The organism is Flavobacterium sp. (assembly GCF_025352425.1).
Lineage (GTDB): Bacteria > Bacteroidota > Bacteroidia > Flavobacteriales > Flavobacteriaceae > Flavobacterium.
In genome coordinates this window covers 22829-38604 of the sequence record NZ_JANXTI010000065.1, presented here as the reverse complement: position 1 = coordinate 38604, position 15776 = coordinate 22829, and the positions used below count along the sequence as shown (strand labels likewise).

15 protein-coding genes are annotated in these 15776 nt (G+C 38.7%); 9 read left to right on the top strand and 6 right to left on the bottom strand.

The annotated features are described in order from the left end of the window. Positions 1 to 141: 141 nt before the first annotated feature. A complete protein-coding gene (locus Q0Q99_RS08835; protein WP_293894485.1) occupies positions 142 to 1893 on the top strand; it encodes an ABC transporter ATP-binding protein in 1752 nt (583 codons plus the stop codon). An 89-nt stretch (positions 1894 to 1982) separates the two neighbouring features. Here the strand turns inward: Q0Q99_RS08835 and alaS are convergent, their stop codons facing one another. Further along, complete coding sequence (gene alaS, locus Q0Q99_RS08830; protein WP_293894482.1) at positions 1983 to 4616, bottom strand: alanine--tRNA ligase; 2634 nt, start codon at positions 4614 to 4616, stop codon at positions 1983 to 1985. A 179-nt stretch (positions 4617 to 4795) separates the two neighbouring features. On the opposite strand from alaS, the gene Q0Q99_RS08825 reads away from it, so the two are divergent. The 7 genes from Q0Q99_RS08825 (at position 4796) to Q0Q99_RS08795 (ending at position 10075) form a co-directional block, all read left to right on the top strand. Next, complete coding sequence (locus Q0Q99_RS08825; protein WP_293894479.1) at positions 4796 to 5776, top strand: M23 family metallopeptidase; 981 nt, start codon at positions 4796 to 4798, stop codon at positions 5774 to 5776. After that, the gene (locus Q0Q99_RS08820; RefSeq protein WP_293894476.1) at positions 5776 to 6108 is read left to right on the top strand and encodes a MerR family transcriptional regulator; all 333 of its coding nucleotides are present in this window, start codon (positions 5776 to 5778) and stop codon (positions 6106 to 6108) included. The genes Q0Q99_RS08825 and Q0Q99_RS08820 overlap by 1 nt, the downstream gene beginning before the upstream one ends. Positions 6109 to 6144: 36 nt before the next feature. Then, positions 6145 to 6738: a LemA family protein gene (locus Q0Q99_RS08815; RefSeq protein WP_293894473.1), complete on the top strand. Its 594-nt coding sequence runs from the start codon at positions 6145 to 6147 to the stop codon at positions 6736 to 6738. A 5-nt stretch (positions 6739 to 6743) separates the two neighbouring features. Further along, positions 6744 to 7184: a TPM domain-containing protein gene (locus tag Q0Q99_RS08810; protein WP_293894470.1), complete on the top strand. Its 441-nt coding sequence runs from the start codon at positions 6744 to 6746 to the stop codon at positions 7182 to 7184. Further along, entirely contained in the window at positions 7181 to 7978 is a 798-nt protein-coding gene (locus Q0Q99_RS08805) for a YgcG family protein (RefSeq protein WP_293894467.1), read from the top strand. The genes Q0Q99_RS08810 and Q0Q99_RS08805 overlap by 4 nt, the downstream gene beginning before the upstream one ends. A 103-nt stretch (positions 7979 to 8081) precedes the next feature. Next, positions 8082 to 9458, top strand: a complete 1377-nt coding sequence (locus tag Q0Q99_RS08800) for a hypothetical protein (RefSeq protein WP_293894464.1) — start codon at positions 8082 to 8084, stop codon at positions 9456 to 9458. A gap of 11 nt (positions 9459 to 9469) precedes the next feature. After that, positions 9470 to 10075 carry a DUF6705 family protein gene (locus Q0Q99_RS08795; RefSeq protein ID WP_293894461.1) on the top strand — a complete coding sequence of 202 codons (606 nt, stop codon included), beginning with the start codon at positions 9470 to 9472 and terminating at the stop codon, positions 10073 to 10075. Positions 10076 to 10115: 40 nt separating this feature from the next. Here the strand turns inward: Q0Q99_RS08795 and der are convergent, their stop codons facing one another. Then, positions 10116 to 11426: a ribosome biogenesis GTPase Der gene (gene der / locus Q0Q99_RS08790; RefSeq protein ID WP_293894459.1), complete on the bottom strand. Its 1311-nt coding sequence runs from the start codon at positions 11424 to 11426 to the stop codon at positions 10116 to 10118. A 121-nt stretch (positions 11427 to 11547) separates the two neighbouring features. Continuing rightward, the gene (era, locus tag Q0Q99_RS08785; RefSeq protein WP_293894457.1) at positions 11548 to 12432 is read right to left on the bottom strand and encodes a GTPase Era; all 885 of its coding nucleotides are present in this window, start codon (positions 12430 to 12432) and stop codon (positions 11548 to 11550) included. Positions 12433 to 12670: 238 nt separating this feature from the next. Here era and Q0Q99_RS08780 point away from each other — a divergent pair, with 238 nt between their 5' ends. After that, the gene (locus Q0Q99_RS08780) at positions 12671 to 13444 is read left to right on the top strand and encodes a S1/P1 nuclease (protein WP_293894454.1); all 774 of its coding nucleotides are present in this window, start codon (positions 12671 to 12673) and stop codon (positions 13442 to 13444) included. Positions 13445 to 13499: 55 nt separating this feature from the next. On the opposite strand, the gene Q0Q99_RS08775 is transcribed toward Q0Q99_RS08780, so the two are convergent. From Q0Q99_RS08775 to Q0Q99_RS08765, 3 genes are all read right to left on the bottom strand, one after another. Then, complete coding sequence (locus Q0Q99_RS08775; RefSeq protein ID WP_293894451.1) at positions 13500 to 14438, bottom strand: T9SS C-terminal target domain-containing protein; 939 nt, start codon at positions 14436 to 14438, stop codon at positions 13500 to 13502. A gap of 69 nt (positions 14439 to 14507) precedes the next feature. Next, the gene (locus Q0Q99_RS08770) at positions 14508 to 15086 is read right to left on the bottom strand and encodes an HD domain-containing protein (RefSeq protein WP_293894621.1); all 579 of its coding nucleotides are present in this window, start codon (positions 15084 to 15086) and stop codon (positions 14508 to 14510) included. A 110-nt stretch (positions 15087 to 15196) separates the two neighbouring features. Further along, positions 15197 to 15634 carry a hypothetical protein gene (locus tag Q0Q99_RS08765; RefSeq protein WP_293894448.1) on the bottom strand — a complete coding sequence of 146 codons (438 nt, stop codon included), beginning with the start codon at positions 15632 to 15634 and terminating at the stop codon, positions 15197 to 15199. Between the last annotated feature and the right edge of the window lie 142 nt (positions 15635 to 15776).

The window sequence follows — 15776 nt, the reverse complement described above, 5'->3', positions numbered from 1 at the left end:
CAAAAATACGAAATGATTTTAAAACCAAAACTCTCTATCGAATTATAAAGTAATGCAATCCGAACACAAACTTAGTGGCTATTTATTTTCTACTTTTGAAAAAAATTAATGAGATTGCTTCGTGCCTCGCAATGACAAAAAATGAAACTACTATACGCTTACCTCAAAAAACATAAACTGCTCTTATTTTTTGCCTTATTAATGGCTGCAATCAATATCTGCTTTAGCCTATCCGACTCAGTAATTACGGGAAAACTGATGCAACATTGTGGCGTTGAAATAGCTAAATTCAAAGGCAACCAACTCGGTTTTTTAAAAGAACTTGGTTTTTGGCTCGGACTTTCTTTAGGAGCCGCTATGATTTCGAGAATCACAAAAAACTTTCAGGATTATTTTACCAATATCGTAATTCAGCGAACCGGTGCCGAAATGTATACTGACGGAATTAAAAAATCATTGGATTTGCCTTATGAAGAATTTGAAGACCAACGCAGTGGCGAGACTTTAAGTAAGTTAACAAAAGTACGATTGGATTCTGAAAAGTTGATAACGCTTTCCATTTCGCTTATATTTCAAACCGTAATTGGGTTCATTTTCGTGATTATCTACGTTTCCCGAATAGATTACAGAATCTCACTTATCTTTTTGATTACAGCTCCGGTTATAGCGGTTATTAGTTCCTATTTGGGCAAAAAAATCAAAATCGTTTCCCGAAAGATTGTCACACAAACCAATGCGCTTGCGGGTTCAACTACAGAAAGTTTGCGAAATATTGAGTTGGTGAAAAGTTTAGGATTGACGTATCAGGAGGAAAAACGTCTTAATTTAAACACCCTAAAAATCCTGCAACTCGAACTGCAAAAGATTCGTTTTATACGAAGTTTGAGTTTTATTCAGGGAACTACGGTCCACTTTCTCAGAACATGTGTTGTATTTACCCTTTATTATTTCTTGTTTGGCGGGAAAATAATTGTTGGTGATTTATTGACAATGGTATTTTTTACTTTCTTTATTTTTGGGCCTTTACAAGAATTAGGTGCATTTATCATTGCGCTGAACGAAACCAAAGTTTCTATGGAGAATTTCAATGATTTATTAAATGCCCCAAAGGAATACCGTCCAAAAGATGCCAAACATGTAGGTTCGATTCAGGCATTACATTTCTCGAATGTGAGTTTCAAGCACAAAACCGCCAAACATCCCGCTGTGGAAGATATTACTTTCGATATAAAACAGGGTGAAACCGTTGCTTTTGTTGGTCCGTCCGGAGCCGGAAAAACAACTTTAGTAAAATTGTTGGTTGGATTGTATCCTCCGGCAAAAGGCCATGTAAAATACAATTCGATAGATTCGAGCGAAATTGATTTATTGGATTTGAGAAAACAACTCGGATTTGTAACACAGGATGCGCAGTTGTTTTCGGGAACGATTCGTGAAAACCTATTATTTGTAAAACCATCTGCAACCGATGAGGAATTACTGGAGGTGTTGCACAAAGCCAGTTGTGACAAATTATTGGAACGCGCTGAAGACGGATTAAATTCAACGATTGGGGAAGGTGGAATAAAGGTTTCCGGTGGCGAAAAACAACGATTATCCATTGCCCGTGCCATATTGAGGAATCCACATTTATTGATATTTGATGAGGCAACTTCTGCTTTGGACTCCATTACGGAAGAAGAAATCAACGCGACCATCAGGAACATTTCGGATAAAAACAGGATTACGGTTTTAATCGCACACCGATTATCCACCGTGATGCACGCGGATACCATTTTTGTTTTGGAACAAGGGAAGATTATCGAACAAGGCAGACACGAAGCATTATTAGATAAAAAAGGTTTGTATTATGCAATGTGGCGTCAGCAGATTGGGGAACGAAAAAAAGAATAGGGAACGGATTCTATTTTGTATTTCCACGAAGGCGGGAATCCATTTATAATTATAGTGGGTTCCAGCCTTCGCGGGAAAGACAAATTTATTTATTTCACAAACTCAACAGCTTTTGTCAAGGCTTCCTTAATTCCGGCTACATTCTTCCCACCCGCTGTTGCGAAGAATGGCTGTCCTCCGCCGCCGCCTTGTATGTATTTCCCCAGTTCACGAACTACGGTTCCGGCGTTAAGGTTTTTGGCAGCAACTAGTTCTTTTGAAATATAACAGCTTAATGTCGGTTTTTCGTCCTCGGCAGTAGCTAAAACAAGGAACAAATTGGTTCCCAGAGTTCCTAACTCATAAGCTAAATCTTTTGCTCCTTCCGAATTCAAATCGACTTGCGTTGCCAGGAATTTAATTCCGTTTATGTCCTGCAATTGTGAAGCAAGTTCTCCTTTTAAGCCCTTTGCTTTTTCCCTTAGTAATTGCTCGATTTGCTTTTTCAGTTTGGCATTATCATCCTGTAATGAAACAACAGCTTTTAAAGTGTCCTGCGGATTTTTCAACGTTTCCTTTATGGCATCTAAATCATTTTCCTGTTGAGTAAAATAAGCTTTCACAGCTTCACCGGTAATGGATTCAATTCTACGAATTCCCGCAGCAACTGCACCTTCTGAAAGGATTTTAAAATGCCAGATTTCGCCTGTGTTTTTCACGTGAATTCCGCCACATAATTCTCTACTCTCACCAAATTCAATCATACGAACGTTATCGTCATATTTTTCACCAAACAACGCCATCGCACCTTTTGCCATTGCTTCCCGAATTGGAAGGTTTCTATATTCAGCCAACTGTAGTTGTTCTTCAATTCTTTGGTTTACAAAATCCTCGACCTTGCGAATTTCTTCGTCAGTTACCTTAGCAAAATGCGAGAAGTCGAAACGCAAATGGTTTGGATTAACCAACGAACCTTTTTGCTCGACATGCGTACCCAAAATCGTTCTCAATCCCAAATGCATCAAATGTGTAGCCGAGTGATTTTTGGAAGTGGATGTCAGCAAATCGGTGTTGACTTTTGCTACAAAACTCGCTTCAATGTTTTCAGGAAGCTGTTTTGCAAAATGCAGAATCAGATTATTTTCTTTCTTCGTATCAATGATGTCAATCGTTTCGTTAGCCGAAACCAATGTTCCTTTATCGCCAACCTGTCCGCCACCTTCAGGGTAGAACGGAGTATTATCTAAAACTATTTGGTATAAAATGCCATCTTTTTTAGAATCCACTTTACGGATGCGGGTGATTTTTACCTCATTTTGGGTTTTGTCATAGCCAACGAATGTTTCAACGTTGCCCGGAATTAAAACTTTCCAATCTTCTGTCGAAACTTCAGAAGCCGCACGCGAACGAGCTTTTTGCGCTTTCATTGATGCATCAAATTCACTTTCGTTAAACGACATTCCTTTTTCTTTAAGAATCAAAGCCGTTAAATCTTTTGGGAAACCAAACGTATCGTATAATTCAAATGCTTTTTCGCCCGAAACTTCGATACCTTTTGTTTTGGCAACTACATTATCCAACAACTGTAAACCCTGATCTAAGGTTCTTAAAAATGAGGCTTCCTCTTCACGGATTACATTCGTAACCAATTGTTGTTGTAATTTGATTTCCGGGAAAAACTCGCCCATTTGATCGGCTAAAACTTCAACAAGCTTGTAAATGAAAGGTTCTTTGGTATTCAAAAATGTAAATCCGTATCGAATCGCACGACGCAAAATCCTCCGGATAACATAACCCGCACCGGTATTTGATGGCAACTGCCCGTCAGCAATAGCGAAGGCTACGGCACGAACGTGGTCGACAATTACACGAATGGCAATGTTGGTTTTCTCCTCGACTGCGCTCGGAGTGACAGTATTCGGAAGATATTTAAAACTTGTAATTAGTTCCACTTTTTCAATAAGTGGCATAAAAACATCAGTGTCATAGTTCGACGTTTTACTTTGTAATGCCATGCACAAACGCTCAAATCCCATTCCCGTATCAACGTGTTGCGCCGGTAGTTTTTCTAAACTTCCATCGGCTTTACGGTTGAATTCCATAAAAACATTATTCCAGATTTCAACTACCTGCGGATGGTCATTATTTACTAAACTCTTTCCTGAAACTTTTGCTTTTTCTTCTGCCGAACGAATATCAACATGAATTTCGGAACAAGGTCCACACGGTCCCTGATCGCCCATTTCCCAAAAGTTGTCTTTTTTATTTCCAAGGATGATTCGGTCTTCATCGATTAATGTTTTCCAGATATCCCAGGCTTCCTGGTCAAAAGGAACGTTCTCTTCGGGGTTTCCTTCGAAGACAGAAACGTATAGGTTTTCCTTTGGAATTTTATACACTTCCGTCAATAATTCCCATGCCCAATTGATAGCTTCCTTTTTGAAATAATCGCCAAAAGACCAGTTACCTAACATTTCAAACATCGTATGATGATAGGTGTCGAAACCTACATCTTCCAAGTCATTATGTTTTCCTGACACACGAAGGCATTTTTGCGTATCGGCTATTCTTGGGCATTTCGGAGTTCCATTGCCTAAGAAAAATTCCTTGAATTGCGCCATTCCCGAGTTATTGAACATCAGGGTTGGATCGTCCTTTAGAACGATTGGCGCCGAAGGAACAATTAAGTGTCCTTTGGATTCGAAGAATTGTAAAAACTGTTTACGAATGTCTTGTGATTTCATTTTTTGTGTTAATACGGTTATTTGGTTATACGGTGATTTGGTTTAGGTGATTTCAAATAACCGAATCCACGAATAACCACATCCACTAAAATAATTTAGGGATTGACAGAAACATTTGTTAAATTTGTTCGTATAACCATTGTTTTTAAAACTTCCACAAAAATAGCATAAAATAAAAAATGGCGAAGAAAGTAAAGTATTATTTCGATAGCGAAAGTTTGGCTTACCGAAAAATAAAAACAAAACTGTCCAAAAAGTTGGGATATATTGGTTTGTTTTTACTTGCTTCTTCACTTTTTGGATTTTTATGTTTTGTGGCCTTATTGAACTCATCTTATTTAGAAACTCCGAAAGACAGACTGCAGTCGCGTGAAATTGAAACGATGAAACTTCGCTATGCCATTTTGAATAAAAAAATGGATGAAGTTGCCGATGTTCTTGACGATGTCGCCAACAGGGATAACAATATTTACCGCGCCTATTTTAATACCTCACCCATTCCAACCGAACAGCGTAAGGCAGGTTTTGGAGGTGTGAACCGATACAAAGAACTGGAAGGATTCAACAACTCCGAATTGGTTATAAAGACTTCAAAACGTGTTGACATTATTTCCAAAGAGTTGGCGATACAGTCGAAATCCTTAGACGAAATTTTGAAACTGGCCAAGGAAAAAAATAAATTACTTGCCGCGATTCCGGCTATTCAGCCCGTAAAGAATGAGCAATTAAAACGCATTGCTTCCGGTTTTGGATACCGCAGCGATCCGTTTACGAAAGTTAGAAAAATGCACGAAGGCATGGATTTCACCGCGAGCACCGGAACGCCTATTTTTGCTACGGGTGACGGTGTTGTAGCTGCTGCCGACAATTCTAAATCGGGTTATGGAAATCACATAGAAATCCGACACGGCTACGGTTACTCAACACTGTATGGTCATTTAAGTAAATACAAATGCCGCGCGGGGCAAAGGATAAAGCGGGGCGATGTTATAGGCTTCGTGGGAAGCACCGGAAGAAGTGAAGCACCGCATCTGCATTATGAAGTCCATAAAGACGGCAAGGTGGTTAACCCAATAAATTTTTATTACGGAAATATCTCGGCAGCCGAATATACCGCCATTTCAAAATTAGCTAATCAAGAAAATCAATCGCTAGACTAATGCATATAGAACTCAATCCAGACAAAAGATATTACAGCATTGGAGAAGTCTCCAAAGCCTTTAATGTAAACACATCGCTAATCCGTTTTTGGGACAAGGAATTCGACATCCTGAAACCTAAGAAAAATGCGAAAGGCAACCGAATGTTCACTCCCGAGGACGTGAAGAATCTCCAACTGATTTATCATTTGGTTAAAGAGCGCGGCTTTACGCTTGAAGGCGCCAAAACACATTTAAAAGAAGGGCAAAAGAAAACGCTTGACAAGTATGAAATCATCAGCAAACTGGAAACGGTTAAAGCGCAGTTAGTAAATATTAAAAATCAATTATAGCATCAAAAATTAAAAACAAACTTAAATTAAACAAACATGAACTTTAGAAAATTTTTACCTTGGATTATTGTGGTAGTTGTGTTATTCATATTATACAGCTGGGCTAGCGGCATTTACAATAAGGCTGTGACGCTTGAGCAAGATATAAAAGAAAGTTGGGGTAATGTTCAAACTGCCTATCAGAGAAGAACCGATCTTATTCCGAATTTAGTTGAAACCGTAAAAGGCTATGCAAAACATGAACAAACTACTTTAACAGCGGTTATTGAGGCTCGTGCTAAAGCTACATCTGTTACTGTTGACCCAAGTAATATTACGCCGGAACAATTGGCTTCATTTCAACAAGCACAGTCTGGGGTTTCCTCTGCTTTATCAAGATTACTGGTAAGTGTAGAACAATATCCGGATTTAAAGGCAAACCAAAATTTCCTGAAACTTCAGGACGAATTGGCCAGTACAGAAAATCAAATTTTAACGGCAAGAACCCGTTTTAACGAAACAGTTAAACCTTATAATAACAACATCAACACCTTCCCTAGAAATATTTTGGCAGGAATGTATGGCCTTAAGCAAAAACCATATTTTGAAGCTGCCGCAGGTGCCGACAAAGCTCCGGATGTTAAATTCTAACAGCAATGTCTAAAGTAGAAGAGTTTTTAACAAAAGCCGAAGAACAGGAAATTGTTGAAGCTATTGGCAAAGCCGAAAAAAATACTTCCGGAGAAATCAGGGTACATATAGAGAAGCAATCTTCCATGGCTGCTATTGACAGGGCTATGGAAGTATTCCGTTCCCTTAACATGGAAAACACCCAGGAACGCAATGGCGTTATAATTTATGTGGCCGTAATAAGCAAACAGTTTGCTATTTATGGCGATAAGGGAATTGACGAAAAAGTGGCTGATGATTTTTGGAATTGTACCAAAGACGTTATGCAGAGTCATTTCCAAAATGGGAATTTCAAACAAGGCTTAATCGATGGCATCCTGAATGCAGGAGAGCAACTTCAAAAATATTTCCCTTATGCTGAAGGCGATACCGATGAATTGTCAAACGAAATATCTATAGGAGAATGATACAGTACAAAAAGAATATCTCCATTTTCCTAAAACTGTTTGTTTGTTTTTTGGTTACTCAAGTCAGTTTTGCACAGTATACAATTCCTAAAGTTCCTGAACTGCAAACTTCCGTATATGACTATGCCAATGTTTTAAGTGCTAATGAAAAAATGCAGTTAGAAGAAAAACTGATTCGGTATTCCGACTCTACTTCTACCCAAATTGTGGTGGTAACTATTGAAAGCCTGAAAGGAGAGGATATCGGAATCCTGGCACCAAAATGGGGTCACGAATGGGGCGTTGGTCAAGCCAAAGAAGACAATGGTGTTTTTATTTTGGTTGCCAATAAGGAACACAAAATCTGGATTGCACCGGGTTATGGTTTGGAAGACCGATTGACAGCAGGGCAAAACGGAGAAATCATTAGAAATATTATTATTCCCGAATTCAAAGCAGGAAGTTATTACAATGGATTGGACAAAGGTGCTGATGCACTGTTTAATGTGTTCACAGGAAAATACAAAGCCGAACGAAAAGTAACCAATAAAGAAGAAAGCTTTCCAATTCTACCCATAATCATTATCGTAATCGTTATCCTCATCATTATCTCCAAAAGCAAAAACAACGGGGGAAATTCAGGCGGCGGCGGAATAGGTCTTGCCGATATCATCCTGTTAAGCGCTCTTGGCAGAAGCGGAGGTGGCGGATTTGGTGGTGGTTTTGGAGGAGGAAGTTCCGGTGGCGGAGGCGGATTCGGTGGTGGCTTCGGCGGCGGCGGATTTTCAGGCGGTGGCGCTGGTGGAAGCTGGTAATTATCAATCTATTTAATAAATATAAATATCCCCACTAGTGGGGATATTTTTGTGATTTTTAACTTGTAGGTTTACAGCTTTATCAACCAACTAAATATTATGTATGAAGAAACAACCAAACCGATTTATTTTTTCATTTCTTGGTTTACTTTTGATTGGCATTACTTTTGTCAGCTGTGAAGCCGAAAAAGATTTTGTACAAGAATCTGACGGCGGCAAACAAATGCGGCGAGTGATTTCTTTTCAACAGTTTAAAAACGAAATTGGGCAACCACGTTTTGGCACTGGAATGTCATTATCTCTTTCTGCGAATGCAAGAAATATGGAAGATTTTGATATTGACACAACTCAAGTCAAATCTTTGCAAAACAATTATTTAGTTTATTCAATGAAATTAGACCCTAAATTTGTTCCTGAAGATAGCAAGTTTTACAACCTGTTTGTTTATAAAGACAATACAGATGAAATTGTAAAACAAATTATTGAAATTATGCCGCAAACTGAACTAACCGATCAACAAACAGAAGGTATCTATAATTATTTGAATACCGCTAACAAAGAGGTAATTTACAGTTCTAAAACAATGTATCAAAGTCCAATATGTGTTGGCGTAGTAATGGTTGATGTTTGCACTTGTGGTCCCGAACATCCACGAGAAGCAAATTGTAACTGTCAGACTTTTCATGCCGTGGCGCAAATACAAATAATGGCTTGCCCTAGTTATGGTAGTCCTCCACCGGATGCGCCTGAACCAAATATTGAAAATCCTGACCAAAATAATCAGGAAGGTGGTGGTGGAAGTGTGAGTGGAGAGCCTGTATTACCAAGCCTAGATGGACCCAATCCTTGTGGAAACATGCGAAACTTATTTTCTCCTTTAAAATCAAATATTAAATCTAAAATCCAAACTCTCCAAGCCACATTGAACCAATCTGGAGAGAATGGCGTTTACTTACGAAAATTCCAGAATGGATCATATAGTTCACCACAGGCACCTCCTACTATTTTGAATTCAATAAACCCACAAATTGGCTCTACTTTTTATGGGTTTATGCACACACATCCTTTTAATACATATCCTATGTTTTCTTGGAGTGATGTAATGTCAATGCACCAAATAGCACAATATACAGATCCAAACAATATACAAGAAGTAGCTTCAATATTAGTTTGTAAAGATGACACTGGTTTCATAAATTTGACGTATGCGATTTCTTTTAGTTCGGAAACAGCAAATACTATAGACAATTTATACGGACAAGAAGAATTTCTAGGATGTGAACCAAATAAGGTAACTCAAATTTATGATGATATGTTAAAAGAAAGATATGATAATGATCCAAGTTATGAACGTGATTTTCTTCGTCAAACTTATGGCTTTAATATATCTTTGTATAAAGCCAATGCTACTTTAACTGGTTGGAATAAATTAATATATGATCCTGTTTCAAATTTGGTTAAAACAATACCATGCAATTAAAAATGAAAAAAATGAAAAAAACAATATACTTTGCGTTAACAATACTTGTAACAAGTTGTTATGCTCAAACAGATGTCATAAATATAATAGATAAAGACGGCACCAGAAATACCGATGCATACTATCAAGATCAAAACAATTTGTTGGATTCATATGAAGGCACTTGGGTATATACTAATGGAACCACCGCTCTCAAAATAGTATTAATTAAAAAAACACAGCAATATAACGGTAAATACTATGAAGATTTAATTATAGGTGAATATCAATATATTGAAAATGGAGTTGAAAAAATTAATACTCTAAGCGATATTAATATTGAGTATAATAATCAACGAAAGCATCATATAATTGGGAATTCTATAATCCGAAATACTAGCAAACCGCCATGTCCTACTTGTGGAGTTAATGAGAAAAGATTAAGACTTGGCTTTACAGAAGTAGATAGTGGTTTATTCGGAAGAATAATTGTCAGAAGAATAACTTATAACAGTCAGTTGGCAATCAGTATCAATATAAGAGCAGAAGGTAATTCTACCCCATGGATAGAAGGACAGCCCGAACCACCAAATGATTTTATAGTTCATTCTGGAGACTACATTTTAATAAAACAATAATTTATAATAAAAAAAGCTCGGTCAAATGACCGAGCTTTTTTTATTTCTCTCTAATATAAATATCAATCGGAACCCCTGAGAAATCCCAGTTTTCCCGGATTTTGTTTTCCAGGAATCGTTTGTAGGCTTCCTGAACATACTGTGGCAAATTGGCAAAAAACACAAACTGTGGTGTTGGTGTTGGCAACTGCATGCAATATTTAATCTTTACATATTTCCCTTTTAATGCAGGAGGCGGATGCGATTCGATTAATTTCAACATGAAGTCGTTGAATTTTGAAGTCTGGATACGTTGTTTTCTATTTTCAAAAACCTGAACTGTAGTTTCGAGTACTTTTAACAAACGTTGTTTTGTCAATGCGGATCCGAATATGATAGGCACATCGGTAAAAGGCTTTAATTCTTCACGGATTTTGTTTTCATAATCGCGTGTTGACATCGTATCTTTTTCAATCAAATCCCATTTATTTACCAAAATCACAACTCCTTTTCTGTTCTTTTCGGCAAGCCAGAAAATACTCTGGTCCTGTCCTTCAAAACCACGGGTAGCATCAATCAGTAATATAATTACATCGGAATGCTCAATCGCACGAACGGAACGCATCACCGAATAAAATTCTAAATCTTCCTTTACTTTGGCTTTTCTGCGGATTCCGGCTGTATCAACCAAATTGAATTCAAAACCAAAACGATTGTATTTTGTATCTATAGCATCACGCGTTGTGCCCGCAATATCGGTAACCACAAATCTATCTTCTCCGATTAAGGCATTGATAAACGATGATTTCCCTGCATTTGGACGACCAACGACACAGAATCTTGGTAAGGCCGCTTCTTCTTCTGAAACTTCCGGTAATTCGGGCAATACTTTTACCAATTCATCTAAAAGTTCTCCTGTTCCGCTTCCGCTGATGCTGGCGATGGTAAAATATTCGCCTAAGCCTAAATTGTAAAACTCAATTGCGTCTTTTTCACGCATCGCGTTATCCACTTTATTGACGGCAAGTAAAATCGGTTTGGTAACTTTTCTGAGTAATTTGGCAACTTCTGCATCCATTGGGGTAATGCCTTCTTCCACATCCACCACAAAAATTATAGCATCCGCTTCATCAATAGCCAATTCTACCTGACGACGGATTTCACCTTCAAAAATATCATCCGACCCTTTGATATAACCGCCGGTATCAATTACAGAAAACTCTTTTCCATTCCATTCACTCTTTCCATAATTTCGGTCACGGGTAACGCCACTAACTGAGTCAACAATAGCTTCCCTTCTTTTAATTAATCGATTAAAAAAAGTAGATTTCCCTACATTTGGTCTTCCTACTATGGCTACTATATTGTTCATGCGTTTTGTAAATTTGGTGCAAAAGTACGTATAAAAAGTGGTAATTGATTGTAAGTTGCAAAGTTACAGAGTCGCAAAGTTGCAAAGTTTTTTCTTGCTTCTTGTCTCTTGCTTCTCGCTTCTATTTCTGGTTATACCCAAAACGTCTCAACTGAAAAGCATTGCTTCTCCAGTCTTTGTTTACTTTGACATACAATTCAATATGGATTTGTTTTCCAAAGAATTTCTCTAAATCTTCCCTTGATTGGACTCCAACCCTTTTCAGAGCCGCGCCTTTATGCCCGATGATGATTCCTTTTTGGGTATCGCGTTCCACCATAATTACAGAACGGATTCGGATTATTTTTTCGTCTTCCAGAAATTCCTCCGTCTCAATTTCTACCGCATACGGAATTTCCTTATCATAATTCAAGAGGATTTTCTCCCGAATGGTTTCGTTTACAAAGAAGCGTTCCGGTTTATCGGTTAAGGCATCTTTTGGATAATAGGCAGGCGAAACCGGAAGTAATTCTAATATACGGGCGAATACTTCTTTTACATTAAAATTCTCTAAAGCCGAAATCGGATAAATTTCTGCGTTCGGAACTTTTTCCTTCCATAAGGCGATTTGTTCCTCCAGTTGTTCCTGATTGGATTTATCAATTTTATTCAAAAGCAGCAAAACCGGGATTTTAGCGTGGATGATTTTAGTAAAGAAATCTTCATCCTTCAATTCCTTTTCCCCAATCTCAACCATATAAAGCAACACATCAGCATCCTCGAAAGCCGATTTTACAAAATCCATCATCGATTTCTGCATTTCGTATGCCGGCTTGATGATTCCCGGTGTGTCCGAAAGGATAACCTGGAAATCGTCCCCGTTTACAATCCCCAAAATCCTATGACGTGTCGTTTGTGCTTTTGAGGTAATAATAGACAAACGCTCCCCGACGAACGCATTCATTAAAGTTGATTTTCCAACGTTTGGGTTTCCAATAATATTTACAAAACCTGCTTTGTGTTCCATGATAGTAAAATGAGGGTGCAAAGATAAGCTTTTTAGATGGTTAGATTATTAGAGTTCCTAGATTGTTTGTCAAGCCGACGAAGGAAGTCTCTCGTCAGTTTATTCGGGTCTTTATTGCGGAGACATTGTAATAATTTAAGAAAAGTATGCGTTTTAAGTGTTGTCCTATTTGTTTTAGCAAAATTTTAGCAATCCGAAAACGGGATAAAGATACATTTGGCTTTCCAAACCACAATTTATGAAACATGTATTTACTGCGATGGCTATTGCCGTTGCGCTATTTTCAGGCACTACCCGAGCGTTTGCCTGGGGACAACAGGGACATGCCCTGGTTGCCGAAGTCGCTTTCCACTATATGGACGAAACCACCAAAAACAATATATTGCAATACCTTGACGGCATGTCTATTGAAGATGCTGCCAACTGGATGGATGCCATTAAAAGTGACCATGCCAATGATTATATGAAGCCTTATCATTACCTCGATCTTGAAAAAGGGGCTACGCAAATGCCATCAGGTGACAACATCCTGACGGTTTTAAACCGCACCCTTCAGGAATTAGACCATAAGGAAACGCTATCACATGATGAAATCAAAAGAAGGATATTAATTTTATTTCATCTGATAGGCGATCTGCACCAGCCCCTTCACATTGCTTATCCTTCCGACAAAGGTGGTAATACAATACAGCTGAATTTTATGAGTGGTCATGGCACCAACCTGCACGCCACATGGGATTCAGAGATTATTGAATACAAGGCGACTTCACTGTCGGATGTTTTGAACAGCAAAAAATATACAACCGAGCAAATGGCAGCGGTAGAAAAAATAGATATTATTGGATGGGCGAAGCAATCGCGCGGTTATTTAAAGGAAGCCTATAGCCTTAAAAATAATAAAGCTGATATCCAGTATGTTGATAGCGTGTATCCCATTATAAAATCGCAGCTTTTGGATGCCGGCATCCGTTTGGCAAGTGTTTTAGAGCATTATTTTAAAGCCAATACATAAGTTAAAACAATTTCAACAATTCGGAATCCCGGGACTGACGATATAGAGTAGTATTCTATGGACTAATTGTGACCTTGGAAATCCTCGGTTTATTTCTCCATAGCGTTAAATTGGTGGCTTCACTTATCAGGTAGCAATCTGTTCCGTTGAAACTGGCTACGCCTTCATTTTGTCTAAAGTATCCCCTAACCCTGATTTGTTTCGCGTTGGTTATAGTACCGATTCCCTTTCCCGACAAGTTAAAAGTCACCATTCGGGGTGATAAAAACATGCTGTAGCCGCATAATACCACACGCCTGTTTTCAGATAAGTAGGTAGCACCGGTTATTAAAGTCCGTGTCTTTAGTGTTGTTACGTATTCGGCTATGTGGTGTGTGGGCTTCGCAGGAAGTCGGAATACCCTTGAACAACGTCTCTTTTTAAATTCTTTGGTAAACAGCAGGATAGTATCATTAACGACAATCATTGCTTCGCAGTCAAAATTTATCTTTTTAAGGCTCCCGAAATCATCTGTCTTTGGCCATTCAAAGCTAATGGAATCAAGCACAACCTCATGCTGCAAAAGTTTCTCCTTACTGATGCGGTATATTTGCAGTTGTTCCCTGAGACCTCCATTATTTCCAAAGTTTCCAATATAAAGAAAATTGCGGTCCTGGGTTATTTCTTCCCAATCAACATTTCTCACTGGTAACATAAATTCTTCAAGTATCTTACCACTAAGGGTGTCAATGGCAAAAAGGGTCTGCCTGCCGCTGTCGTTGTGAGTCCATAGTCTTCCATTCCACGCAACCAGTCCGGAACCTTCGTCAATCTTCGAATGAATAGTGTGGGTTGTTTTTTTTAAGGCGCGGCAATTACAATGGGCTGCCCGCGTTATGTTTTCGGGAATTTCCTGACCACAAATTGAAAGTGGAGAAAAAGCGGCAATAAAAAGCAATAATGCCAGCGGACGAAGAATAGTAATAGGTAATTTTGCAAATAAAGTACAATACATCTTGTTAGTTTGAGGCTAAATCCATACTGTAAATTTATTTCTTTTTTCCAAATGCTGCTAATTTTTTGTTTAATTGGATGGAACGGTTGACGTCATCTCTTTTATAGCATAAAGTCCCGACTTTACGCTCTCCAATGCTTTTGAATACAAAATAGAATTTCCCTGGTCTGCCTTTTGCAAAATAGCCAGGCATTCATGAAGATATTCCGGCGCAAAGTCCGGATCACAGGTGGCAATTTCACGGGTGTTATCTACTATATCTGCATACTTTATGGTCTGCGCTTCAGGGCTGATTTTAGTTAGTCTTTCCAATTCCCTTTCCTTGCGTTTTCTACGGTTCAAATTAGGATAGTTACCTGGTACATAAATATCTGTCAGTTGGATAACAAGACGCATTGTTTCGGCTGCATCCTCAGGATCCATAATGTTATGAAGGAATACTGACAGAGCGGTCTCACTAACGATGGTATCTTCCACAACATCGTGCAGCAAAGCAGCGGCGATAACGGGAAGGCGGGAATTAAACGGCATTACCATTTCAGAAACCCTGATAGGGTGTACTATGTACGGATCGGGGGTGTACTTACGCATCTGTCCCTGATGTGCTTTTGATGCAAAACAGCGGACAGTGTCAAGAATTGTATCCATTTGCGGTAAATTCATTGCTAGGAGATGATTAGATCTGATGGTGATTGCATCTTGCATTTATGTATATTGACTAAATTAAAACCGCCGCAATAGACGGCGGTTTTTGTCTTTTACAGACCTGGTGATCTTCCCGGACCGTTACTACCCGCATCATACGCGTCATTTTCGGAATCTTCAGAATCTTCAGATCTGCCTGAGCTTTTCCATTCTTCATGGCTGCCTGAATCCTCGTTCTGGTTGTCGTGACCGCCAGAACGGGAATTTTGTGAAGCATCCATGCCTTCCTGTGAGCGCTCAGAATGATCTGAATGAGAACGTAAATCTGAACCAGATTCTCTGTCATTTTCATTCGAACGACCCGGGCTTGTTGAATCGGAACTTCTTCCACTCTCTGAGTTTCTTTCGTTTTCAGAGCTTCTGGAACTTTCAGTGTCTTGGCTGTTGTGTTCAAATTCAGCGTTTTCTTCACCGTTTGAACGCGACCCCATGTTTCTGTCCTCTGAATTATTGCCTTCCTGGCCATAATTCCGGTTGTTTGAATTTTCCATAACTTAGTTATTTACTGGTTCCTTTGTTGCCGCTTTTGCTGCCGGATTTGCTGCCGCTTTTACTTTTTGACCCACCGCTTTTTTTATCATCCTCTGAGGATGATTTTTCATTTTTTGTGTTCATGATATTAAAATTTTTAAA